At 71.3% G+C, this 23,212-nt stretch carries 27 protein-coding genes; 14 read left to right on the top strand and 13 right to left on the bottom strand.

All coding sequences use genetic code 11. The features are described 5' to 3' along the window. Positions 1-141 precede the first annotated feature (141 nt). On the bottom strand, positions 142-807 hold the full coding sequence (locus AB0C25_RS12295; protein ID WP_357372391.1) for a MarR family winged helix-turn-helix transcriptional regulator: 666 nt from the start codon (positions 805-807) through the stop codon (positions 142-144). A 96-nt stretch (positions 808-903) separates the two neighbouring features. On the opposite strand from AB0C25_RS12295, the gene AB0C25_RS12290 reads away from it, so the two are divergent. From AB0C25_RS12290 to AB0C25_RS12245, 10 genes are all read left to right on the top strand, one after another. Then, positions 904-1,986 carry a substrate-binding domain-containing protein gene (locus AB0C25_RS12290; protein WP_357372389.1) on the top strand — a complete coding sequence of 361 codons (1,083 nt, stop codon included), beginning with the start codon at positions 904-906 and terminating at the stop codon, positions 1,984-1,986. A 422-nt stretch (positions 1,987-2,408) separates the two neighbouring features. Continuing rightward, entirely contained in the window at positions 2,409-3,653 is a 1,245-nt protein-coding gene (gene urtA / locus AB0C25_RS12285; RefSeq protein ID WP_357372387.1) for an urea ABC transporter substrate-binding protein, read from the top strand. A 75-nt stretch (positions 3,654-3,728) separates the two neighbouring features. Continuing rightward, positions 3,729-4,616: an urea ABC transporter permease subunit UrtB gene (gene urtB, locus AB0C25_RS12280; RefSeq protein ID WP_357253273.1), complete on the top strand. Its 888-nt coding sequence runs from the start codon at positions 3,729-3,731 to the stop codon at positions 4,614-4,616. Continuing rightward, on the top strand, positions 4,613-5,803 hold the full coding sequence (gene urtC / locus AB0C25_RS12275; RefSeq protein ID WP_357372385.1) for an urea ABC transporter permease subunit UrtC: 1,191 nt from the start codon (positions 4,613-4,615) through the stop codon (positions 5,801-5,803). Before urtB ends, urtC begins: the two co-directional genes overlap by 4 nt. Further along, positions 5,800-6,576, top strand: coding sequence for an urea ABC transporter ATP-binding protein UrtD (urtD, locus tag AB0C25_RS12270; protein WP_357372383.1), 777 nt, complete (start codon positions 5,800-5,802; stop codon positions 6,574-6,576). The genes urtC and urtD overlap by 4 nt, the downstream gene beginning before the upstream one ends. Then, a complete protein-coding gene (gene urtE / locus AB0C25_RS12265; protein ID WP_357372381.1) occupies positions 6,573-7,268 on the top strand; it encodes an urea ABC transporter ATP-binding subunit UrtE in 696 nt (231 codons plus the stop codon). Before urtD ends, urtE begins: the two co-directional genes overlap by 4 nt. Positions 7,269-7,330: 62 nt before the next feature. Then, positions 7,331-7,801, top strand: a complete 471-nt coding sequence (locus AB0C25_RS12260) for a molybdenum cofactor biosysynthesis protein (protein WP_357372379.1) — start codon at positions 7,331-7,333, stop codon at positions 7,799-7,801. 94 nt (positions 7,802-7,895) lie between these two features. After that, a complete protein-coding gene (locus tag AB0C25_RS12255) occupies positions 7,896-8,594 on the top strand; it encodes a nucleotidyltransferase domain-containing protein (protein ID WP_357372377.1) in 699 nt (232 codons plus the stop codon). A gap of 20 nt (positions 8,595-8,614) precedes the next feature. Continuing rightward, complete coding sequence (locus AB0C25_RS12250; RefSeq protein ID WP_357372737.1) at positions 8,615-9,373, top strand: nucleotidyltransferase domain-containing protein; 759 nt, start codon at positions 8,615-8,617, stop codon at positions 9,371-9,373. Positions 9,374-9,473: 100 nt separating this feature from the next. Further along, positions 9,474-9,995 (top strand): SUKH-4 family immunity protein, encoded by a 522-nt coding sequence (locus AB0C25_RS12245; protein ID WP_357253264.1) that lies wholly within the window; start codon positions 9,474-9,476, stop codon positions 9,993-9,995. Positions 9,996-9,999: 4 nt separating this feature from the next. On the opposite strand, the gene AB0C25_RS12240 is transcribed toward AB0C25_RS12245, so the two are convergent. The 4 genes from AB0C25_RS12240 to AB0C25_RS12225 all read right to left on the bottom strand — a co-directional run bounded on the left by AB0C25_RS12240 (position 10,000) and on the right by AB0C25_RS12225 (position 12,348). Then, positions 10,000-10,377: a nuclear transport factor 2 family protein gene (locus AB0C25_RS12240; protein WP_357372375.1), complete on the bottom strand. Its 378-nt coding sequence runs from the start codon at positions 10,375-10,377 to the stop codon at positions 10,000-10,002. 104 nt (positions 10,378-10,481) lie between these two features. Further along, a complete protein-coding gene (locus AB0C25_RS12235; protein WP_357372373.1) occupies positions 10,482-10,901 on the bottom strand; it encodes an ATP-binding protein in 420 nt (139 codons plus the stop codon). A 244-nt stretch (positions 10,902-11,145) separates the two neighbouring features. Next, positions 11,146-11,982: an oxidoreductase gene (locus tag AB0C25_RS12230; protein WP_357372371.1), complete on the bottom strand. Its 837-nt coding sequence runs from the start codon at positions 11,980-11,982 to the stop codon at positions 11,146-11,148. A gap of 33 nt (positions 11,983-12,015) precedes the next feature. Next, positions 12,016-12,348, bottom strand: coding sequence for a nuclear transport factor 2 family protein (locus AB0C25_RS12225; RefSeq protein WP_357372369.1), 333 nt, complete (start codon positions 12,346-12,348; stop codon positions 12,016-12,018). Between the two features lie 213 nt (positions 12,349-12,561). Between AB0C25_RS12225 and AB0C25_RS12220 the strand changes: the two genes are divergently transcribed. Then, the gene (locus AB0C25_RS12220; RefSeq protein ID WP_357372368.1) at positions 12,562-12,948 is read left to right on the top strand and encodes a DUF2267 domain-containing protein; all 387 of its coding nucleotides are present in this window, start codon (positions 12,562-12,564) and stop codon (positions 12,946-12,948) included. Between the two features lie 44 nt (positions 12,949-12,992). Here AB0C25_RS12220 and AB0C25_RS12215 read toward each other — a convergent pair whose 3' ends face one another. Beyond that, positions 12,993-15,398 (bottom strand): ricin-type beta-trefoil lectin domain protein, encoded by a 2,406-nt coding sequence (locus AB0C25_RS12215; protein WP_357372365.1) that lies wholly within the window; start codon positions 15,396-15,398, stop codon positions 12,993-12,995. Positions 15,399-15,647: 249 nt separating this feature from the next. After that, positions 15,648-16,478, bottom strand: coding sequence for a copper resistance protein CopC (locus AB0C25_RS12210; protein WP_357372363.1), 831 nt, complete (start codon positions 16,476-16,478; stop codon positions 15,648-15,650). Positions 16,479-16,581: 103 nt separating this feature from the next. Here AB0C25_RS12210 and AB0C25_RS12205 point away from each other — a divergent pair, with 103 nt between their 5' ends. The 3 genes from AB0C25_RS12205 to AB0C25_RS12195 are packed head-to-tail and all read left to right on the top strand — an operon-like array spanning position 16,582 to position 19,199. After that, positions 16,582-17,046, top strand: coding sequence for a hypothetical protein (locus tag AB0C25_RS12205; RefSeq protein ID WP_357372361.1), 465 nt, complete (start codon positions 16,582-16,584; stop codon positions 17,044-17,046). Between the two features lie 5 nt (positions 17,047-17,051). After that, positions 17,052-18,392 (top strand): hypothetical protein, encoded by a 1,341-nt coding sequence (locus tag AB0C25_RS12200; protein ID WP_357372359.1) that lies wholly within the window; start codon positions 17,052-17,054, stop codon positions 18,390-18,392. A gap of 36 nt (positions 18,393-18,428) precedes the next feature. Continuing rightward, on the top strand, positions 18,429-19,199 hold the full coding sequence (locus AB0C25_RS12195; protein WP_357372357.1) for a nucleotidyltransferase domain-containing protein: 771 nt from the start codon (positions 18,429-18,431) through the stop codon (positions 19,197-19,199). 16 nt (positions 19,200-19,215) lie between these two features. Here AB0C25_RS12195 and AB0C25_RS12190 read toward each other — a convergent pair whose 3' ends face one another. The 6 genes from AB0C25_RS12190 to AB0C25_RS12165 all read right to left on the bottom strand — a co-directional run bounded on the left by AB0C25_RS12190 (position 19,216) and on the right by AB0C25_RS12165 (position 22,966). After that, the gene (locus AB0C25_RS12190) at positions 19,216-19,752 is read right to left on the bottom strand and encodes a GNAT family N-acetyltransferase (protein WP_357372356.1); all 537 of its coding nucleotides are present in this window, start codon (positions 19,750-19,752) and stop codon (positions 19,216-19,218) included. A gap of 57 nt (positions 19,753-19,809) precedes the next feature. Next, positions 19,810-21,204, bottom strand: a complete 1,395-nt coding sequence (locus AB0C25_RS12185) for an FAD-dependent oxidoreductase (protein WP_357372354.1) — start codon at positions 21,202-21,204, stop codon at positions 19,810-19,812. Positions 21,205-21,495: 291 nt separating this feature from the next. Further along, positions 21,496-21,771 carry a hypothetical protein gene (locus AB0C25_RS12180; protein WP_357372353.1) on the bottom strand — a complete coding sequence of 92 codons (276 nt, stop codon included), beginning with the start codon at positions 21,769-21,771 and terminating at the stop codon, positions 21,496-21,498. Between the two features lie 55 nt (positions 21,772-21,826). Further along, positions 21,827-22,177 (bottom strand): PhzF family phenazine biosynthesis protein, encoded by a 351-nt coding sequence (locus tag AB0C25_RS12175; RefSeq protein WP_357372351.1) that lies wholly within the window; start codon positions 22,175-22,177, stop codon positions 21,827-21,829. Continuing rightward, positions 22,177-22,620: a carboxymuconolactone decarboxylase family protein gene (locus AB0C25_RS12170; protein WP_357372349.1), complete on the bottom strand. Its 444-nt coding sequence runs from the start codon at positions 22,618-22,620 to the stop codon at positions 22,177-22,179. Before AB0C25_RS12170 ends, AB0C25_RS12175 begins: the two co-directional genes overlap by 1 nt. 202 nt (positions 22,621-22,822) lie before the next feature. Then, positions 22,823-22,966 carry a hypothetical protein gene (locus tag AB0C25_RS12165; RefSeq protein ID WP_357372347.1) on the bottom strand — a complete coding sequence of 48 codons (144 nt, stop codon included), beginning with the start codon at positions 22,964-22,966 and terminating at the stop codon, positions 22,823-22,825. Positions 22,967-23,212 lie beyond the last annotated feature (246 nt).

Below are 23,212 nucleotides of genomic sequence, written 5' to 3'. Positions count from 1 at the left end.
ACAGGTATAGCGATCTCCGGGGCGACCGACCTCGACCGTAGTTTGGGCGACGGTCGGGACTTCGGCCCGGCGTGCCGGGCCAGCGCGAGGACCCGGCCGGCCTGCCGTGCGGGCACAGCAAACGCCTTGCCCGTAGGGCCGCTAGCGGTGGAGGCCACCGGCGGCGCCGGCATCGACGCGAGAATCGCGGCGGGCGGGGTCCTGGCTGCGGGCGGGGTCGAGGTGACGCGCGGGGTCCTGGCTGCCGGCGGGATCGAGGTGACGCGCGGGGTCCTGGCGGCTGGCGGGGTCGTCGCGGCGGGCGGGATCGAGGCGGCCGATCAGGTCGTCGAGCTGACCCACCAGGTCGGCGGTCGGTGGCAGATCCGGGTTGCTGCTCTCCGTGGTGTCCAGCCCCGCGCCGCCAGGCTTCGCGTTGCCCGTCCCGACGTTGCCCGTCCCGACGATGCCCAGCTCGGCGAGGCTGGCGCGGACGCGCTGGTCGAGGCGGTCGTGCTCGCGTCGGCCCCGAGCCGTCAGGTAGGCGCGGATCCGTCGGCGGTCCAGCGGATCGATCCGGCGGAAGACGAGGTTGCGGTCGACGAGCTGGTCGACGAGCTTGGTGAGGGTGCCCGGCGGCAGTGACGCCTCGGCGGACACCTCGCTCATCGGGTGACCCTGGCCGTCGGCGAGCAGGCAGAGCACCCGCCACGCCTCGATGGTCAGCGCGTCGTCGGCCAGGACAGCGCCCAGCCGGCGGGACAGCAGCCGTTCGGCGCGGGTGAGCGAGCGCAGCAGGTCGGCTGGCGCCCCGGGCACGTCTGACATGAAACTCCCTGGTCCGGTGGCCCTGTCATCGTAGCGAGTCGTCCCGGTCCGTGGTGAGCGCTGGTCTTCCGCCCAGGGCCGGGCAATCATGTGCTCATGTCCGCGCCGGCACCGCCGTGGCTGACCGTCGACCGTGCCGTGGTCAGCATCGCGCTGGTCTACCCGATGCGCGGGCCGGCCGGCATGTTCGGCCCCACCTGCGAGCTCTGCGCGCAACTCGCGGTCGAGGAGATCAATAGCTGCGGCGGGGTGCTGGGTCGGGAGGTGCGGCTGGTGCCGGTCGACGGTGGCGCACCGCCGGCCGAGGTGGCCGCCGAGGTCGAGGCGTTGGTGTCGGTGGGGGCTGTGCAGGGGGTGACGGGGTGGCACATCTCGTCGGTGCGCCAGGCGTTGGCGCCCCGCGTGGCGCACCGGGTGCCCTACGTCTACACCGCACTCTACGAGGGCGGTGAGCGTACCGAAGGTGTCTTCCTGACCAGCGAGACGCCGGATGCCCAACTGTGGCCCGCGATGCGGCTGCTCGCGGGAGAGCAGGGGGTGCGTCGCTGGTTCGTGGTCGGAAACGACTACGTGTGGCCGCGCCGCACGGCGCGGGCGGCCCAGCGGTACGCGCTGCGCGGCGGTGGGCAGGTGGTGGGCCGGCACTTCCTGCCGTTGGACGCCCACGACTTCACCGAGGTGTTGCGCCGCATCGAGCACAGTGACGCGGACGCGGTGTTGATGCTGCTTGTCGGTGCGGACGCGGTGCGCTTCAACCGGGCGTTCGCCCGGTCCGGCCTGGATCAGCGCTGTCTGCGGCTGAGCACGCTGATGGACGAGAACATGCTGCTGGCCAGTGGTGCCGGCGCGACGCGACGGCTGTACAGCACGGCGGGTTTCTTCGCCGGGCTGGTGACCCAGGAGAACCTCGACTTCCACGGTGAGTTCGCCCGACGGTTCGGGGTGGAGGCGCCGCCGCTGGGCAGCCTGGGGGAGTCCTGCTACGAGGGCGTGATGCTGCTGGCCGCGCTGATCGGCCAGGCCCGCACCCTGGACGTGCGGGCCATCGAGACGGCCGCCGACACGGTGGCCTACCACGGGCCGCGTGGGCGGTTGAGGCTGCGCCAACGGCACGTGCGTCAGCGCATCTACCTGGCCGAGGCCGACGGGCTCGACTTCACCGTGCTCGCCCAGCTCTGAGACCGGGCGTTGCCGGCCGGCCCGGTCGGACCCTTGACAGCGCCACCCGATCCCGCCCTAAAATACTTCCTGCGTGAAGTATCTGGCCTGCGGGCCGGATCTCACCGCCGTGTCCCCACCGTCGACAGAATTGCCCGTCGACCATTGTGGTGGCACCTATTCCGCATCTTTCCGAACGGCCGGCACCGTTTCCTCCCCAACGGTGTCGGCCGTTTTTTGCGTGTGCCGTCCGGCCGCTCGGAAACAGTCAATTAAGGACCGGGAAACACACGCGCAATCATGCCGGTCGACGCTTTCGGTGCCCATAACCGAGCCGGTGCCCGAAGCGGCGTCCACCCGTCGACCTCGGCATCGCCCACCTCAGCTCCATCGGACCGCACCGACCGTCCTTACGCCACTTGAGCGCACCGCAGGGAGAGTAGATGTCATTATTCCGGGGCCGCCGCATCCTGGCGGGTGCCATGACCCTGGTCGCCGCGGCCGCGTTGACCGCGTGCGGCAGCAAGACCTCCGACGAGGGCGGCGCGACCGGCGTCACCGCCGACGTCTCCGGCGACACCGTCAAGGTCGGTCTGCTCAACTCGCTCTCCGGGACCATGGCGATCAGCGAGGTCACCGTCCGCGACTCCATCATGCTCGCCGTCGACGAGATCAACGCGGCCGGGGGCGTCCTCGGCAAGAAGATCCAACCGGTCGGCGAGGACGGCGCCTCGGACTGGCCCACCTTCGCCGAGAAGGCGGAGAAGCTCATTTCCGAGGACCGGGTCGCGGCCGTCTTCGGCTGCTGGACGTCGGCCAGCCGCAAGGCGGTCAAGCCGGTGTTCGAGAAGAACAAGGCGCTGCTGTTCTATCCCGTGCAGTACGAGGGTCTGGAACAGTCGCCCTACATCTTCTACACCGGTGCGACGACGAACCAGCAGATCGTTCCCGGGCTCGACTACCTCAAGGCGCAGGGCGCGAAATCGGTCTATCTGGTCGGCAGCGACTACGTCTTTCCCCGCACCGCCAACAAAATCATCAAGGCGTACGCGGCCGCCAACGGGATGACGGTGTCCGGCGAGGACTACGCGCCGCTCGGGTCCACCGAGTTCGGCACGATCGTCAACAAGGTCAAGTCGGCCGGAGCCGACGCCGTGTTCAACACCCTCAACGGTGACAGCAATGTGGCCTTCTTCAAGGAGTACAAGTCGGCTGGGCTGACCGCCGCCGCGATGCCTGTGGTGTCGGTGTCGATCGCCGAGGAGGAGGTCAAGGGGATCGGCACCCAGTACCTGGAGGGCCAGCTCACCGCCTGGAACTACTACCAGACCACGCCCGGGGCGGCGAACTCGAAGTTCGTGGCCGCGTACAAGGCGAAGTACGGGGCGGACAAGCCGACAAGCGACCCGATGGAGGCCGCGTACGTGGCGGTGCACCTGTGGAAGGCGATGGTCGAGAAGGCCGGCGCCTTCGACGTGGAGAAGGTCCGCGCCGCCTCCGGGGGGATCACCCTCGACGCGCCGGAGGGCATGGTCACCGTCGACGGCCCGACCCAGCACATCGCCAAGACCGCCCGGATCGGCAAGATCGGCGCGGATGGCCTGATCAGCGAGGTGTGGAACTCCGGCAAGCCGGTGCAGCCGGACCCGTTCCTCAAGACCTACCCCTGGGCGAGTGGCCTGAGCTGACGATGCCGGCCCGGGCGGAGCGCGTTGCCGCGCGGTCCGCCCGGGCACCCCGACCAGCAGTACGGAGTACCCACCGTGACAGTCCTCTTCGGACAACTCTTCACCGGCATCAGCATCGGCGCGGTGCTGCTGCTCATCGCTCTCGGCCTCGCGCTGACCTTCGGCCAGATGAACGTGATCAACATGGCGCACGGTGAGTTCATCATGGCCGGCGCGTACACCACCTACGTCCTGCAACAGAGCATCACCGGGGCCGGCCTGTCACTGGTGGTCGCGCTGCCGGTGGCGTTCGTGGTCGCCGGCACGATGGGCGTCCTGCTGGAGATGCTGCTCATCCGCCGGCTCTACGCCCGACCGTTGGACACCCTGCTGGTCACCTGGGGTGTGTCGCTGATGCTGCAACAGTTGGCGCGCGACGTGTTCGGCAGCCCGAACGTGCAGACCCGCGCCCCCGAACTGCTCACCGGCAACGTGGCGCTGCCCGGAGGGCTGACCATCGCCAACAACCGGCTGTTCATCCTGGCCCTGGCGTTGGCCGCCGTCGCGGCGCTCACCCTGGCGTTGCGGCTCACCCCGCTGGGGCGCCGCATTCGCGCCGTGGTGCAGAACCGCGACCTCGCCGCGGTGTCCGGCATCCCGACCGCCCGGGTGGACCGGACGACCTTCTTCGTCGGCTCCGGCCTGGCCGGGCTGGCCGGGGTGGCGCTGACCCTGCTCGGCCCGATCGGCCCGACCATGGGCACCAACCTGATCATCGACGCCTTCCTGGTCGTCGTGGTCGGCGGCATCGGCCAGCTCAAGGGCAGTGTGATCGTCGCCTTCGCCCTCGGCGTGCTCCAGGCCACCGGGGAGTACCTCACCACCCTCAGCGTCGCCAAGGTGATCGTGTTCGTGGCGATCGTCGCGTTCCTTCAGTGGCGGCCACAGGGCCTGTTCACCCTGCGGACCAGGAGCCTCGCATGACCGCCGTCACCCCCGCGCCACCCAGCACCGACACCGGTCCGGAGGCCACCCGCCCCGCACCTCCGGCCCGGACCGGTGGTCGCTCGCGGCTGCGGACCGCCGCCGGCTTCGCGTTCGGCGCGGCACTGCTGTTCGCCGTGGCGCCGCTGGCGCTGTCGGACTTCCGGCTGGCCCTGCTCGCGAAGTATCTCTGCGTCGCCATGGTGGCCGTGGGCATCGGGATCGCCTGGGGCCGGGGCGGGATGCTGACCCTCGGCCAGGGCGTCTTCTTCGGCCTCGGCGGCTACGCGATGGCCATGCACCTCAAGCTCGCCGACGCGGGTCCCGGTGGGATGCCCGACTTCATGCAACTGTACGGGCAGCTCGACGAACTGCCGCTGTGGTGGCGGCCGTTCGCCAGCCCGTGGTTCGCGCTGCCCGCGACGGTGCTGCTGCCGATGGCCGTGGCCTTCGGGCTCGGCTCGCTCGTCTTCCGCCGCCGCGTCCGGGGCGCGTACTTCGCCATCCTCAGCCAGGCGCTCGCGGCCGCCATGGTGATCCTGCTGATCGGGCAGCAGGGCACCACGGGTGGCACCAACGGGCTGACCGACATCAAGGGCTTCTTCGGCTACAACCTCGACGACCCGGTCAATCAGCGGATGGTCTACTTCATCATCGCCGGCACGCTGCTGGCGTTGCTCGCGCTGGCCCGCCAACTCATCCAGAGCCGCTACGGGGAGCTGCTGGTGGCGGTCCGCGACGGTGAGGAGCGGGTCCGGTTCCTCGGCTACGACCCGGCGTCGGTCAAGCTTGTCGCGTACGTCGTGGCGGCCGGGATGGCGGGGCTGGCCGGGGCGCTGTTCGTGCCGGCGGTGGGCATCATCTCGCCCGCGCTGATCGGCATCGTCCCGTCGATCGAGTTCGTCATCGGGGTCGCCGTGGGCGGCCGGGCCACCCTGCTCGGCCCGGTGCTCGGCGCGGTGGCCGTGGCCTGGGCGCGTACCGCCCTGTCGGAGCGTTTTCCCGGCACCTGGACGTACCTGCAGGGGTTGCTCTTCGTGGTGGTGGTGGCGTTCCTTCCCGGTGGCCTGGCGTCGCTGTGGGCGCTGGCCCGCCGCCGGGAGGGCGGCGGCGTGGCAGCGCGGCGACGTGGGTGGTTACCGACGAGCCGGCGACGCGCCGAGCGGGCGGAGGTGCCGGCGGCATGAGCGAGGAGCGGCTGGACGGGTTGTCCGTCCGTGACGTGCGGGTCAGCTTCGACGGGTTCACCGCCGTCGACGGTGTCTCGTTGGAGGTGCCCGCCGGTGACATCCGGTTCCTGATCGGGCCGAACGGCGCCGGCAAGACCACCCTGGTCGACGCGATCACCGGCCTGGTCCGGGCCACCGGTTCGGTCCGCTTCGGCGAGCACGAGCTGCTGGGCCGGCCGGTGCACCGGATCAGCCGGTTGGGCATCGGGCGCACGTTCCAGACGTCGACGGTCTTCGAGGAGCTGTCGGTGTTGCAGAACCTCGACATCGCGGCAGGGGCCCGTCGCAGTTGGGCGACCCTGGCCCGTCGTCGGCGCACCATTCCCGACGAGGTGGCCGCGGCGCTGGAGACCATCGGGCTGACCGGGCGGGCCGGGCACCTCGCCGGGACGCTCGCGCACGGCCAGAAGCAGTGGCTGGAGATCGGCATGCTGCTGGTGCAGGACGTCCGGCTGCTGCTGCTCGACGAGCCGGTCGCCGGGATGAGCCACGAGGAACGCGACGCCACCGGCGCCCTGCTGGAGACGGTGAGCCGGGACCGCACGGTGGTGGTGATCGAGCACGACATGGACTTCCTGCGCCGGTTCGCGCGCACCGTCACGGTGTTGCACGCCGGTCGGGTGCTCAGCGAGGGCACGGTGGCGCAGGTCCAGGCGGACCCGCGCGTACAGGAGGTCTACCTTGGCCACCCGGTCGACGCCGGGTCGGCCCCCACGATCCGGGAGGCATGATGCTGACGCTGCGCGGGGTGCACGCCGGGTACGGGCGCTCTCGGGTGCTGCACGGGGTGGACCTCGCCGTCCCGCCCGACGGGGTGGCCGCCGTGCTCGGGCACAACGGCGCCGGCAAGAGCACCCTGTTGCGGGTCGCGGCCGGACTGCTGCGCCCGAGTGCCGGCACCGTCGAGCTGGACGGCGAGGACGTCACCCGCCTCGGGCCGCACGAGCGGGTGGCGCGGGGCATGGCGTACGTCCCGCAGGGCCAGCAGAGCTTCCCGCACCTGACCGCCGCGGAGAACCTTCGGCTCGTCGCCGACGGGCGGCGCGACGGTGCGGTGGCCACCGCGGAGGTGCTGGACCTGTTTCCGGCGTTGCGGCCGTTGCTGCGGCGGCGGGCCGGGTTGCTCTCCGGCGGTCAGCGGCAGCAACTGGCCATCGCCCGGGCGTTGATCACCCGGCCGAGGTTGCTGATGCTCGACGAGCCGACCGAGGGCATCCAGCCGTCGGTGGTCGCCGAGATCCAGGAGCGGATCGTCGAGCTGACCCGGCAGTCCGGGTTCAGCGTGCTGCTCGTCGAGCAGCACCTGGGCTTCGCGTTGCGGGTGGCGAACCGCTACCACGTGCTGGAGTCCGGCCGGGTCACCTCGCACGGCGACGGGGGTGTCACGGCGGAGCAGGAGGTCCGGGCGGCCCTGGCCGTGTGAGCCGGCGGCGGGCTCTGCCGACCTGGCCCGCAGAGTCTTCCCCGGTTCGTAGAATCCCTGCCATGCCGGAGATCGTCGAGTTGCTGGCCTCGCCCGTGCACCGCTTCCTGGGCCGGCCCGCCGACGGCCCCGCGCCGGCCCCACCCGGTGAGCTGGTCGACGTCGTCCGGATCCGGGCACACCTCGGCATCGTCGGCGACCGGTACTTCGGCCAGCAGGCGCACCGTGACGCCAGCGTCACGGTCATCGCCCGGGAGTCACTGCCGGTCGGCATCGGCCTGGCGGAGGTCCGGCGCAACATCCTCACCACCGGTATCGCCGTGGACGAACTGATCGGCAGGGTGCTGGTGCTGGACTCCGGCGACGGCCCGGTGAGCCTGCGGGTCAACCGGGCGGCCCGGCCCTGCGCCTGGATGGACGTCACCGTCGGCCCCGGGACGTGGAAGGCGTTGCGCACCACCGGTGGCATCCGTTGCACGCCACTCAACGACGGGACCCTGCGCATCGGGCCGATCGACGCCGTGGTGAGCTGAGGAAACGACTCGACGGTAGTGCCCCCGGACCGGCATGGTGTGCACCGGACACCGCCCGGTCGGCGCGGCCGACCAGCGCCCGGGGGGAGTGGCAATGCAGCAGTCGTTGACGGATCAGCAGGTCGACGACCGGACGATCCTGCAGGTGGTGGTGGGGTCCCGGGCGTTCGGTCTGGCCGGTGCCGCTTCGGACACCGACCGGCGCGGGGTGTACGCGCTGCCCGCCTCGGCGTTCTGGGGGCTGCGGAAACCCGCCTCGCACCACGAGGGGCCGCTCCCGGAGCAGATGCGGTGGGAGGTGGAGCGGGTCTGCGCGCTGGGCCTGGCGGCCAACCCCACGGTCCTGGAGGTGCTGCACTCTCCGCTTGTCGAGACGTGCACCCCACTGGGCGCGGAGCTGCGGGCGCTCACGCAGGCCTTCCTGTCCCGCCGGGTGGCCGACACCTACCTGCGGTACGCCACCGCCCAGTTCGGCAAGGCCGAACGCGGGATCGCCCGCGACGGCACGCCGGTGTGGCGGCACGTGATGCACCTGATCCGCCTGCTGACCGCCGGGGGCGACCTGGTCCGCACCGGCCGCCTGGTGCTGGACGTGGGCACCGACCGGGACCGTCTGCTGGCGATCAAGGCCGGTGTGGTGCCCTGGGACGAGATCGTGGCCTGGCGTGACCGGCTGGTGCGCCGGATGACAGCGGACCTGGCCACCAGCCCGCTGCCCGAGCGGCCGGACGAGACGAAGGTGGAACAGTGGTTGATTTCGGTCCGGGACCGTTCCGTGCGGTGCCCGGCGTGAGCACCTGGGGGTCCGCGGGTCTGCCGGCCGGCATCGACCTGACGGCGATCGTCGACGAGCAGCCGTACCCGCTGGTGTTCGCCACCATCTCCGGCGCCCACCTGTACGGCTTCCCGTCCACCGACTCGGACGTCGACCTGCGGGGCACGCACCTGCTTCCGGTCGAGGAGGTGATCGGGCTGGCGCAGCCGCCCGAGACGCGTACGGTCATGGCCGACCGCGACGGCGTCGAGCTGGATCTGGTCACGCACGACCTGCGCAAGTTCGTGCGGCTGATGCTGGGTCGCAACGGCTACGTTCTCGAACAGCTGCTGAGCCCGCTCGTGGTGCGGACCACCACGGTGCACGCGGCGTTGGTCGAGCTGGCGCCGCTGGTGCTGACCCGGCACCACGCCCACCACTACCGTGGCTTCGCCGCCACCCAGCGACGGTTGTTCGGCACCAGCGGTGAGATCAAACCACTGCTGTACGCCTTCCGGGCGCTGCTCACCGGCATCCACCTGATGCGTACCGGTCGGGTGGTGGCGCACCTGCCGAGCCTGCTCGACGCCGAGACGGCGCCGGCGTACCTGGCCGACCTGATCGCGGCGAAGCGGACCGCCGAACACGGCGGACTGGCCGGCCTCGTCGCCGGCGCCGTCCTGGATCGTGACCTCGCCGAGCTGACGGCACGGCTCGACCAGGCGCAGCACGACACCCGGCTGCCCGCGCAGCCCGCCGGGGCGGCTCCGCTCAACGACCTGGTGGTGGCGGCCAGGCTGGCTGATTCGGCGAGGTGACTCCGGCACCCGCCGGCGCGTGGTAGAACCAACACGCGCACCGGGGTTCGCGGAGCTGAGGGCAGATCGGACGGGACCTGATCCGAACAGAGGTGGTGGATTGATCCACGAGCTGCGGCAGCTCATCGAAGAACTGCGGGTGGATCTGGCCGACCAGCCGGCGAGCGTGGCGTTCGCCGAGTTCGGCGAGGGCGCTGCCATCGATGCCGTTCCGGCGGGTCTGCCGGACGACCTGCGGGACCTGCTGCTGGTCGCCGACGGGCTGCGCGCCGGTCGGGTCGAGCTGGCGTCCGCGTCGACCCTCGCGGGGATCCAGTACCACCTCGACTACGCGCCGGACTTCTCGTCCATCCCGGAGGACCGGGCGGGCTGGCTGGTGGTCGGCACCCGCAGCGACGAGCCGATCTTCCTGGACCGCGGCACGGGCGCCGTCTGGTACTTCCCGCCGAACGGCACCGAGTGGTTCATGTCCGACACGTTCGAGGAACTCGCCCCCGACCTCGGCTCCTTCGTGGACTACTACCTGCTCGGCCCGGGTTACGCCGAGCTGACCCCCGGCGACGACAGGTGGTTCGCGTTCCTCGACGAGCAGGGCCTGCTCGACACCGACGACGAGACCTGACGGCTCAGACCGGGCTGACGTGCGCGGCGAGGACCCGCCAGCCGTGCGGGTCGTCGTGGACCCAGGTCCGGGTGTAGCGCAGGCGCGCCGCGAACGCCGCCCCCTCGTACACCCCGGCCACCCGGCCCAGGAAGAACGTCACCCCGGTCTTGCCGACGACGAGCAGGTCCAACTCCTCCTCGACCAACTCCTCCACCACCGAGCGACGGTCCCGGTGGGCGGCCAGGTCATCCTGCTTGGTGTACGTCCCGCCGTCCGGGCCGACGGCGATCAGCTGGTCGACGAGCAGTTGGTCGAGGGCGGCCACGTCGCCGGCCCGCTGGGCGGCCTGCAGGGTCCGCTCGGCGTCGAGCAGCTCTGCCTCGCGTGCGCTGTCCGGCATCGTGGCGTCCTCCCGATCGGTGTCGGCCCGGTGTGACCATCAGGCCGGGCTGTCCGCATTGTGGCAGCCGGCGGAACCCTCGGCGGGTGGATCGCCGGCGGCGGTCACAGGCTCAGGCGAATCCGTACGACCGTCTCGTCCAGGCTGGTGAGCACGGCGACCTCGTCGCAGATCTGCTCCACGATCGCCAGCCCTCGACCCCGTATCGCGTCGGCGGCCGGCATGCGTCGGCCCAGCGCCCGGGTCGGCCCCCGGTCGACGACGTCGCAGAACAGCTGACCCGAATCGACCCAGAGCCGGACCCGGCCACCCCCGGTGGTGTGCTGCAACGTGTTGGTGGCCAGCTCGCTGACCGCGAGCGTCAGCAGCTCCACCCGCTCGGGCGGCAGGCCCCGGGCCAGCGCCCCGACGCTGACGAACGCGCGGAGCGTTCGCACGTCCGTCGCGACCTGGTACGACATGGTGTCCGCGAGAGGGGCGGGGACGTTCTGCTCGGCCACGGCCTCCGGTCGCTCGGCCGGCATCAGCCCGCCAGCGGGTTGTCGGCGAGCGTCACCACGACAGGCCCGGGTGCGGGGATCATGCGAGCCGCGAAGTGCGCCATCGGGCAGCAGCAACCCTTCTCCTAGCGACAGCTGTTTGTCGGCACATCATGTCACCTGTTGGTGCGCGGGCTGTCCCACCCGTTCGGCGGTCGATCCGGCGACGCCCGGTCATGCCTGCCGCACCCCCGTCCAATGGTGGTGACGGTCGGGGGAGCCGCGCCGGTCAGGGGGCCGGGTCGAAGGCGATGGACTCGCTCAGCTCGCGCCACCGCGCGTCGGACGCGGCCAGCGCCTCGGCGGCAGCCGAGGCACCCGCCACGGCATCGGCGCCGAGCAGCAGCCGCAGGGGCGGGTCGTCGACCCGGGTGATCTGGATGATCGCCTGGGCGGCACGGGCCGGGTCGCCCGGCTGGTTGCCGCTGGCCTGGCGGAGCCGTTGCACGGCCGGATCGATCACCGACCGGTACGGGTCACTGATCGGCAGCATGCTCATCGACGAGCCGGCCCAGTCGGTCCGCAAGGCCCCCGGCTCCACGCTGGTGATCCGGATCCCGAACCCCTCGACCTCCTTGGCGAGCACCCCGGACAAGCCGCTGACCGCCCACTTGGCGGCCTGGTACGCGCCCAGGCCGGTGCTGGCGACCCGGCTGCCGACGCTGGAGATCTGGAGGATGTGCCCGCGCCCCTGGGAGCGCATCGCCGGCAGGGCAGCGCGGGAGAGATTGACCACCCCGTAGAAGTTGGCCTCGATCTGGGCCCGGAAGTTGTCCTCCGGCATGTCCTCGATCGCGGCCACGTCGGCGTACCCGGCGTTGTTGACCAGGATGTCGAGGCTGCCGAACGTGTCCACGGTGGTGCGGGCGACAGCGTGGGCGGCCGCGGGGTCGGTGACGTCGAGAGCCACCGTCCGGACCCGCTCGCCGTACCTGTCGCTCAGGGCGTCGAGCTGGGCCGGGTTGCGGGCGGTGGCGACCAGGTGGTCGCCGTCGGCCAGCACGGCCTCGGCGAGCGCCCGACCGAGACCTCGGGAACAACCGGTGATGAGCCAGACTCGCGGCACGTGGTCTCCTCCTGGCTGGCGGATGGGCGGCTGCTACGGGCGGATGTCCAGCGCACCGACCAGGTCGTCGCGCAGGGTGAACCGGTAGCGCAGTTCGATCGGGCTGCCGGGAAAGTCGCCGGACACCCGGGTGCGGACCAGGTACGAGTCGCCCGCCTGCGGTGTGACACCGACCGGCTCGGCAGAGTACGAGTAGGCATCCATCGTCTTCTGCCGCCAGGCGCGGATCGAGGCCCGTCCGTCGTAGAGCCGGTCCTCGTCGGCGACGCTCGCGGTGTCCGCGAAGCAGGCGACGAAGGCATCCAGATCCCGGTCGTTGACGGCCCGGAAGTACCTGTCGATCACGTCGGGCAGGTCCAGCGCCATCTGCTCCTCCTGCGGCACGGGCCGCCGTCGGGCAGCCGTCGGGTTCCCGGTCCGACCTCACCGTACGAGAAGCGGACGGCACCGCGCGGAGCAACGATCAGAACGACCGGGCGGGCGGTGCGGACGTGCCGAGCACGCCGTCCGGGCCGGTGGGCGGGGTTTGCCGCCGGTCGACCCGGGTAGGCACGGCTTTCCGAAGCGAAGGGCGGGGGCATGGCCGAGCTGGGGTTCGTCGACAAGGTCGCGGCGCGGGCGGGCATCCCGCCGGAGCAGGCGCGCACACTGACCGAGGCTGTTCTACGGACCCTCACCGAGCGCCTCAGCGGCGGTGAGGCGGGCGCGTTGGCCCCCCATTTCGCCACCGAGTTGAGCCCGCTGCTGGTCAAGGCCGCGGAGCCGCCGGAGACGTTCGGCTGCGACGAGTTCCTGCGCCGGGTGGCCGACCGCGCCGGGATCGACCGGCCCGCCGCCGAGCGGGGCGCCCGCGCCGTCCTTCAGACGATGCACCGGGTGGTCGGGCACCGGGAGTTCGAGGATGCCCTGGCCCAACTCCCGGCGGAGCTGCGGGCGCTGGCGCAGCCACTGCCGCACGGCCCCTGAGGGGCGCGGCCCGACCCGCCGGTCGGGCCACGCCCCCGCCGAGGTCAGCCGGTAACCCCGCTGCTGACCACCCACTTCTGATGCGCGCCGCCGGAGTACGTGCCGAGCTGGATCTGCGTGCCGTTCGCCGTGCTGCCGCCGGCGGCCTCCAGGACCTTGCCCGACTGCGGATTGCGGATCGACCCGTCGGACTGTGGCTGCCAGACCTGCGCGCCGGTGCCGTTGCAGGTCCAGAGCTGGACCTTCGTCCCGTTCGCGGTACCGGCGTTGTCCACGTCCAGGCACTTGCCGAGCACGCGGTACGTGTCGTCGACCCGCGTCCACGACTGCGCGGCGGTGCCGTTGCAGGTGTAGAGCTGGATCTTCGTGCCATCGGCCAGGCCGGAGTTGTCGACGTCCAGGCACTTGCCGCCGGCGCCGGTGATGGTGCCGCCGGTCGGCGGCGGAGGACTACCCGGGATGGAGTTGAGCGTGTACCACGCCTCGGTGCTCCACAGTGACTGGCCGCTGGTGGAGGCGAACGGGCGCGGCGAGCGCAGGTGCACCACCCGGCCAGCCTTGCGGCCGGGCACCGTGAGGCTCACCTTCTTGCCGTCCGACGAGAGGGTGGCCGAGGTGACGGTCAGCGTCTCCTCGTCGATCTTCGGCCCGCCGTAGTTCGACGTCGCCACGTACCGCCACTGCTTGATCTTGTAACGCGCGGCCAGTCCAGCGGCGGTCTCCGTCGAGACGGGCTGGGTGTACTCGACCTCGAAGCCGGTCGTGGTGGCCCGCATGGCGAGCATCTCGAACGTGGTGGCGGTGGTCGGGGTGAGCTTCTGCAGGCCGTACGACAGCTTGCCGGTCTGACCCCAGTTGCCGCCCGCGCCGAGCCCGCCGACGTAGATCGCGCCGTCCGGGCCGACGTTGACCTCCGAGACGCCCGCCTCCAGGCCCTGGGTGAGCCGGAACAGCGCGCCCTGGTACTCACCGTTGACCTTCTCCACGTTGGCCCGCTGGAGGCCGCCGTACGTCACGTCGCCGATGACGAACTGGCCGGCGTATCGGCCGCTGGTCAGGTACAGCGGTGTGCTGGGCGAGTTGGCGATCTCGTTCTGCGGCATCCAGAGCACCGGGGACGTGACGGGCGCGGTGTCGAACGGGCCGGCCGGGTTGGTGTAGTGGTTGAAGAAGCGCCCCTGCTTGATGTGCACCAACTTCGACGAGGGCAGCCAGCCGCCCTGGTTGTCGGTGACGAAGATGCCGCCCTCCGGACCCCACCCGATGCCGTGCGGGGTACGCAGGCCGCCGGCGACGTAGCTGACCGCGCCCGTGTCCTTGTTGACCTTGAGGGTGGTGCCCCGGTTGACGGCGGGCTGCGGGTTGGTGGTGGCGCCGCCGGAGTTGATCGACACCGACAGGTTCAGGTAGAAGAACCCGTCCTGGTAGAGCAGCCCGAACGCGAACTCGTGGAAGTTGCCGCCGTACGGCCAGGTGGCGACGGTCTCCAGGCGCTCGGCCACCTCGTCGCCGCCGGTGTTGACCAACCGGGTCAGCCGTTGCTTCTCCGAGACGTAGACCACCCCGTCGACGACCTTGAGCCCCTGCGGCTCCTTCAGGCCGCTGGCGATCCTCTTGGTGGTCACGGCGCCCGGGGTGGTCGCGCCGCCGGTGTTGCCGAGGATCCAGACCTCACCGTCCTGGGAGGTGCCGGACTGGTCGCTGCCGCCCCAGGTCGAGATGACCAGCCGGCCGTCGGTCAGCCAGTCCATCCCGGTGACCTTCGGCTGGAAGCCGCTGGGTCGCAGATTGGTGAGCGTGTAGCCGGGGTGCACGCCGGTCAGCGGGAGGCCGTCGCCGGGGGTGTCGGCGATGCCCTCGCACTCCTTGCGGCCCGGCGCGGTCACCCGGACCACGCCGGCGTCGGTGCTCAACGCCGAGTTCGGTACGACCACGAAGGACGACGACCCCGGCGTCTTCCACTCCAGGGTGATCTGCTGCCCGCCGCCTCGCTCGAAGTGGTCGATGCGCAGCGGGTGCAGGCCGGCGGTCAGGGTGACGGTGCCCTCCTTCGGCGGCGTCGCGCCGTGCAGGCCGTCATGGTTGATCACGACGGTGTTGTCGATCGCCAGCTTGGATCCGTCGTCGCTGCTGAGCCGGAACGTGTAGCTGCCGGCCTGGGTGGTGGTGATGTTGCCGAGCACCTGCGAGACGAAGTTGTCCTCGAAGCCGAAGTCGGACGCTGAGGTCCAGTTGATGGTGGACATGAGCTTGTCCACGTTGGGGGTCTGCGCGGGCTTGAGGGTGCACAGTTCGGAGAGGGGCACCTGCACGTCGAAGACGCGCAGCGTGACGCCGGGCTCCTGCGCCGGGGCGGCGGTGGCCGGGGCGGCCCAGAGGCCGGTGGTGAGGACGAGTGCGAGCGCACCCAGGACGGGATGGGGGAGTCGGCGTTGCAGGCGTGGACCCATCGTTCCTCCAGGAGGCAGTGGAGTGTCCGACGGCCGATGCGAGGCAGCGGTGAGGATGGCCGTCGGCTCCGGCTCCGTAACGTCCTCGACGCCGACGAGTGACATTGCGGAAACACCGGGTTGGTGAGTCGAGACATTAAGGTGTTTCGATTGGAGTGTCCATGGCTTCGCGTCGATACATCAAAAGTTCCCGATGTCCGTGCGAAAGTTCGCGGCGGTACGCGGAGAATGCCCGACTGTTGCGGCGGTCTACCGCCGGCCGCGCCGCACCGGACCACCGGTCTTGCGCGGGGGAGCGGCCTTGGCTGCTGGGGTACGGGACTTGCTGGCGGGCCGACGGACCGGTGCCGAGGCCCCGCGCGGTGCGGGTCGGCGGCGTGCCGCCACCAGCACGATCGCGGAGACCACGACGACGATCAGGGCCGGGACCAGCCAGGCCGGCAACCCGCCACCGGAGCGCTCCTCGCTGGCAGCGGGCGGAGCGCCGGTAGGACCCGCCGGGCTGCCGGTCACCGCGGCGGACGCCCGCCCCTCGCCCTCGGCCAGCGCCAGCAGCGCCGGATCCGGACCGGCCGTCGGTGCCGTCCAACCGGCCGGCGTCGCCGTGGTACGCCCCTGGTAGTCGAATGTCACCTCGCCGCGTACCGCCTCCCCGTCCGAGGCGACGGAGAGGTAGCTGGCGGTGTAGCGACCCTTCGCCGGCCAGTGCGCGACGGTCACCATGGCCGGGAAACCGGTGTGGTAGAGCCGGGGTTCGAACACACCGTTGACCATGAAGTACTCCGTGACCGGCTTGTCCAGTCGCTTGGGCTCGCCGAAGGACCAGCCGTTGTCCACCCGTGAGCCGTTCGGCCCGCTGATGGCGAAGTGCGCGTTGGTGGCCGGCTTCTCGGTGAAGTACAGGGCCAACTGGGTCAGGGGCTCGCGCACGACGGTGCCGGTCAGCGGGGTGGAGGTGGCCAACTGGCCGTGCGCGGACGCCGGTGCGGCGGGCAGCAGCAGCGACACCACAAGCGTCGCGGCCACCGCCGCCAGCACACGGCTCAGCGCGTTACACGCAGTGACCAACCTCGATCGCATCCGTTCATCATGGTCATTTCCCCTCCGCCGAACAAGACGTAGAGTTCTCCTCCCCGACTCTCACCTCGACACCCGTCCCCCTCGCGTCGTTCGGAGTCCGCCCGTGTTCGTCCGTACCCCCGCCACCCGCGCCTCTGCCGCCCTCGCCGCCGGCGTCCTCACCGCCCTGCTGGTCACCGGTTGTGGGCATGACGACGACCCGTCCGTGGCCACCCCCTCCGCGCCAACCACGTCCGCCGCCCCGCCGAGCGCCGTCACCACCGCGCCGAGCCCGACGGCCAGCCCCACCCCCAGCGCACCGGCGGCCGACCGCGAGATCGTCGTGACGATCGCGAAGGGGCGGATCAATCCGCCCACCGGACGGATCACCGTGGACAAGGGCGAACTGGTCCGCATCACGGTCACCTCGGACGCGGCGGACGAGTTGCACGTGCACGGCTACGACCTGGGCGCCCGACTGCCGGCCGGCAAGCCCGGTTCGGTGGAGTTCCGGGCCGACAAGACCGGTCTGTTCGAGGTGGAGACGCACGAGACCGAGCTGGTGCTGTTCCAACTCGTCGTCCGCTGACCGACATGACCACCCCCGCAACCGTGCTGGCGCACGGCGTCGGCGGCCGACAGGACCTGCCGATCACGCTGCCGCAGCTGGTCGTCGCCGCCGCCCTGACCCTCGTCGTCACGTTCCTCGCGCTGGGCCTGCTCTGGCGCGAACCCCGCCTCGACCGGGACGGCGTCGGCGGTCGCCCGGTGCCGCGCCGGCTCGCCCGGCTCATCGACGCGCCCACCTTTCGCTGGGCGCTGCGCGGGCTCGGCCTGCTCGCCGCCGCCTGGTTCTGCGTGGGTCTGCTGGGCGGGCCGGACACCGCCGACAACCCGACGGCCGGCGCGCTCTACGTGCTGCTCTGGGTCGGCCTGGCGCCACTGTCGCTGCTGCTCGGCCCGGTCTGGCGGGCACTCAACCCGCTGCGGACCGTGCACCTGCTCGCCGCGCTGGCGCTGCGCCGTGACCCGGACCGTGGGGTTCGTGAGCTGCCGCCCGGTGTGGGCCGGTGGCCGGCCGCCGGCACGCTGTTCGGGTTCGTCTGGCTGGAGCTTGTCGCACCCGACCGGGCCACCCTGCCGGTCATCACCGCCTGGCTGGCCGCGTACGCGGTGGTCATGCTGGTCGGGGCGGCGCTGTTCGGCGCCGCCTGGTTCGACCACGCAGACCCGTTCGAGGCGTACAGCTCCCTGATCGGTCAGCTCGCCCCGATCGGCCGTGCCGCGGACGGCGTGCTGGTGTGGCGCAACCCGCTCGACGGGATCGCCGGGCTGCGGCCCCGCCCCGGGCTGGTCGCCGTGGTGATCGTGCTGCTCGGCTCGACCATGTACGACAGCCTCTCCAACGCGCCAGCCTGGCTGCGCTTCAGCCAGGAGAACGGCCTGCACCCGGCGGCCACCGGCAGCGGCGGACTGGTCCTGGTCATCGCCGCCGTCGCGGTGGCGTACCTGCTCGCCACCGCGGCCGCGGCGCGCATCGGCCGGGCCGACCCGGCCGACGCCCGAGCGGTACCGGGCGAGATCGCCCACTCGATCGTGCCGATCGCGGTGGGCTACGTGGTGGCGCACTACTACTCACTGCTGATCCTGGAGGGCCAACGCACCGTCGCGCTGCTCTCCGACCCGCTGGGCACCGACGCCAACTGGCTCGGCACCGCCGACTGGGAGCCGCACACCGGGCTGGTCACGCCCTCGGGGGTGGCCACCCTCCAGGTCACCGTCATCATCCTGGGACACCTGGTCGGCACGCTGCTCGCCCACGACCGCGCCCTGTACCTGTTCCCCCGGGCTCGGGCGGTGGCCGGTCAACTCCCGCTGCTGGCGCTGATGGTCGCGTACACCGTCGGCGGTCTGTTGCTGCTCTACGCGGGGTAGTCCCGCCCGGCTCCGACCCGTGCGTCATGATGACCCGTGCACACTGATCTTCAGCACTACCTCGACGACCTGGTCGCCGCCGCCCGCGACGTGCTCGGCGCCGACCTGGTCGGCGCGTACGCGGCCGGTTCGGTGGGGCTCGGCGCGTACCAGGCCGGCCGCAGCGACGTGGACGTGGCGTTGGTCAGCGCCGGACCGCTCACCGACGCCACCAAACGGACGCTGGTGGCCCGGCTGCGGCACGAGACCCTGCCCTGCCCGGCGCGCGGGCTGGAACTGGTCGCGTACCGGCGTGTGGTGGCCGCCTCCGGCACCCCCGAGCCGGGCTTCGAGGTCGAACTGAACACCGGCCCCGGCATGCCGTTCCGGTGCACCCTCGACCCCGCCGACCGGCCGGCCGCCGACGGCCGCTTCTGGTACGGCCTGGACCGCAGCATCCTGCACCAGAGTGGACTGTCGCTGCTGGGTCCGCCGGCGCGGCAGGTCTTCGCCGACCTCGCCCCCGCCGACCTGGGCCGCCTGCTCGTCGACGCGCTCACCTGGTGGCTGGCCCTGCCGACACCGCCGGACGACCAGCCCGCGCCCGGCACGGAGGACGCCGTGCTCGGCGCCTGCCGGTCGCTGGTGCGCCACCGCGACGGCGTCTGGCTGGCCAAGGTCGCGGCCGGTCAGCGGCTGATCGCCACCGACCACCAGGCCGAGGTGATCCGTCAGGCGGTCGCCGCACGCCACGGCGGCCCGCCGCCCACCGGGGCGCAGGCCCGCGCCTTCCAACAACGGGTACGCGACGAGATCGCCGCCGCGTAGGCGGGTCTTGCGGCACTCAGCGGTCCGACTTCGTTTCCAGGTCGAGGACCAGCAGGTGCATGGGTGGACCCCACGGCAGGCTCGTTGTGCCGACCTGCCGCCACCCGTTGCGCGCATACACCTCCCTCGCCCGGGAACGGGGGTCGGAGGCGAGGGTGGCGTACCGCTCCGGCCGGTCGGCGAGCAGCCGGCGCATCAGCTCCGCGCCAATTCCCTCGCCCCGGTGCAGCGGGTGGACGATCCACTCCATGACCGCCAACTTCGACGCCGCCCGGATGCCGGCGGGCGGGTCGCCCTCGGCGCGGGACCACCAGTCCCCGGCCGGCATGGTCCAACCGTACGCGGCACCGACAAGCGAGGAGCCCTGCGCGACGGTGACGAGGGTGAAACCGAGCCGGACGGCCTCGGAGGGCAGGCGGTCGCGGAAACGGGACACCTGGTCGGGGCCCTCTTCGTACGGCGGCTCGGCGTAGACACTCTCGTAGAGGTCGACGAGCGGCCCGAAGAGGCGTGCCGCGTCGTGGCCGTGGCTTGTCACGTAGGTCAGGGCCATGCCCGGATGCTAGACGCGTAGGTGAACTGTGTGAGCGCTCCGACGAGGGCGCGGGGATCAGCGGACCGGGCGGGACTTGAGCGAGGCGAAGAGCAGGTTGAGCCCCTCGGTCATGGTCGGGTGGGTGATGATCGCGTCGCGCAGGGCGGTCCACGGCATTCCGGCGAGCATGGCCAGCTGCACCGAGGTGATCACCTCACCGGCCTCGGCGCCGAGCAGCGCCGCGCCGAGGATCCGGTCGGTGCTGGTGTCGATGACCGCCTTCCACATGCCCTGGGTCTGGCGCAGGGTGCGTGCCCGGGGGATCGCGGCGACCGGCAGGTGGGCGACCTGGATGTCGTACCCGGCGCGGCTCGCCTCGGTCTCGGTGAGCCCGACCCGGGCCAGCTCCGGGGTGGTGAAGACGGTGTACGGGATCAGCCGGTCGGCGGTGCTGCGTTCTCCGCCCGCCAGGTTGACGCGGATGATCCGGTAGTCGTCCAGCGAGACGTGGGTGAACTGTGGGCTGCCGGCGACGTCGCCGGCCGCCCAGGTCCGCTCGGCGCTGGTGCGCAGGTACTCGTCGACGAGCACGAAGCCCCGCTCGTTGAGCCGTACGCCGGCCACGTCCAGGCCGAGTCCGTCGGTGACCGGTTCCCGGCCGGCCGCCACCAGCACGTCATCCCCGGTCACCAGGCTGCCGTCGTCGAGCGTCACCCGGAGCCTGCCGTCGACGTCACGGTCGACCCGGGCGACAGCGATGCCGACGCGCACGTCGATGCCGTCGTCGAGGAAGACGCGCAGCACCGCGTCGCTCATGTCGGGATCCTCCCGGGGGAGCAGTCGCGGGCCGCCCTCGATGAGCGTCACCGCGCTGCCGAACGACGCGAACATCTGCGCGAACTCCACCCCGACGGTGCCGCCGCCGAGCACCACCAGCCGGGCCGGCAGCCGATCCAGGCGCAGCAGTTCGTCGCTTGTCAGCACCCCGGCCTCGGCCATCCCCGGCACCGAGGGCAGATGCGGACGCGTACCCGTGTTGATGACCACGTCGTCGCCGCGCAGCAGCCGTTCACCGCCGTCGGCGAGGGACACCCGCACGGTCCGGGGGCCGACGAACCGGGCCTCACCGATCACCAGGTGCAGGCCGGAGTCGAGGAACTGCTGCCGGTTGGCGGCCACCATCCCCTCGACCACGTCCTGCTTGTGCGCGCGCAGCAGGTCCACGTCGACCCGGCCGCCGTCGACCGTCAGGCCGAGCGCGGACGCGTCACGTAACAGGCGCGCCGCCCGTGCGCTGGTCACCAGGGCCTTCGTCGGGATGCACGCGACGTTGATGCAGCTGCCGCCGATCATGCCGCGTTCGACCATGGCGACCCGCTGCCCGGAGCGGGCGACGTCCATGCTCAACGTCTTCCCGGCCTTACCGCCGCCCACGACGAGCAGGTCGAACTCCTCCGGTTGGTCGGTCACCGGGCGCTCCTCTCGGTCACCGGGCAGACCGGCGGCCACCGCTGGTGCGCGGCGGCCAGCCCAGCCTGCCAGTTCCGAGCAGGTCGGCGGCCCCGTTCCGGGCAGAATCGCCCCAGCTCGACGCCGGTCGTCAGGGTTCACGGGTCGGCACCGTTGTCGACGTGGCCGGGGCGGGGGGGTGCTGGTGTGACGGTTCCTTGGCCTTCCACCAGCAGCACACGTAGATCAACGTCAGCTCCCTGAGTCATGGTGAACTGCACCATGATCAAGTAGTTGCCTGGTGCAGTTAACTCAGCACTGTCGGCGGGCCATACCCCGCTCACCGTTCGAGCCGAGGGAGAACAGGGGCATGGAGGCGAACCGGTGGCTTGGGTCGAGCGCATCAGCTCGGATGTCACCGCCGCTGACGCGCACCACCTCGACTTTGGCCTGTTCGGCGATGCCGGTCAGGCGGTCCAGGTGCCGGTAGACCGCTGTCGGCTCCCAGGAGGTGTCGGCGAAGATCGCCGCTTCGAACCCGGGGATCGTGCCCTGGGCGGCGAGCAGCAGGAGCGTCGAGCTCTGCACGCCGGCGCTTCTCTCGGGTGCTCGCGACTGTTGTAGCTGGTGTGCTGGGGCGTTCTCAGTGTGCTGAAGCAAGTAGTGGTTCTCTGGTCGTGGCAAAGGTGCGGCCTCCGGTGCGCTGACGCCCGTGTTGCTCGGCGGCACCGCTGCGGTGCAGCAGGACGGCTTGGGCAGCGATGATGCCATGGCCGCAGTTCGTGAGTTCCCCGGCGCTGGTGAAGAACCGCACCGTGAGCGTGTCCGCTGTGCTGGCGTCGATGAACGCGGTATGGGAGGTGCCGGTCCTGCAGGCGATGGCGTGTCGGTCGTCGTCGGTGAGAGTGGCGTCGTCGATCACGACTGCGGTGGGGCTGCTGCCTTGCCCATCGCGGGTGCAGGCGTTTACCACCGCCACTGGTGGGCCGGCCATTAGGCGGCCGCGACGTCGGCGAAGCGGGGAGCGCCGGGCTCAAGGTCGACGCGAGCGGTGCGGGCGGCGAAGCAGATCGCGTGGTACCACCCGCACAGCAGCGCCACGTCGAGCAGTTGCCGCTCGTCGAAAAATTCCTGCGTGGATCGCCACAGTTCGTCGTCGATGTCGCACGAGTCGTGCAGGGCGTCCGTCATTCGGATGAGCATGGCTTCGCGGCCGGCCGTCCAGCAAGGATCATCAGGCAATCCGCAGGTGAGCGAGGTGACCTCGGCCGGCGTGAGTCCGGCACGGTCAGCGAAGACCATCACGTGGACGCCCCACTCGTATTCGCAGCCGCAGCGCGCGCAGGTGCGCAGGATGACGATCTCCCGCTCGCGGAGTGTCAGGGACAGGTCACGGCCGAGTTCGTACCTGCCCCAGTGGCTCATCGCGATGGTCATCGGCAGATTCTTGGCGAACGTCCGGAACAGGCCGATAGGAGGCATGCCGGCCGGCATCATCGTGGCGAGTTGTGTCTCCACGTCCGGCGCGAACGGCGGTTCGAGCGCTGGGATGCGAGCCATGGCCACCTTCCAGATGCTTCGGATTCAGAAGCACGGTAACGATTCGGTTTCCGAAGCGCCAGGGGTGGTGCTGCGCGGTTCAGTTCTCGCCGTCCTCGCCCAGGGCCGAGGCCCACACGTCGGACCAGCGAACGAGCGGACGCAATGCCTGGTAGGCGCCGCGGCCCAGGTCGGTGAGCGTGTAGGCCGTGTCCGGCAGCTGGGCGACGAGGTGGGCGGCCAATCGAGTCCGCCGGGGGGCGGAACTGCGGGCTGCGGGCCAGTGTTTGGTTGGCGCCAGCACTGCTCCCGCAGCCGCATCGGTCGATCAGGCAGCACGCTCACGATCGCCGCGCCTTGTCAGCGGAAGATCCGTGCACCGATCGTGATGACGATCTGTTGGTCCCCAACGCCGCAGCCGGACTGGACTACGCCAATTGGCCGGACATGCCTCCGTGGCATGTTCCGCCATGCACCGCATCGTCATCAG

The sequence above is a fragment of the Micromonospora sp. NPDC048839 genome, from assembly GCF_040649915.1.
Classification (GTDB): domain Bacteria; phylum Actinomycetota; class Actinomycetes; order Mycobacteriales; family Micromonosporaceae; genus Micromonospora.
This window is presented reverse-complemented; position numbering and strand designations above follow the sequence as displayed.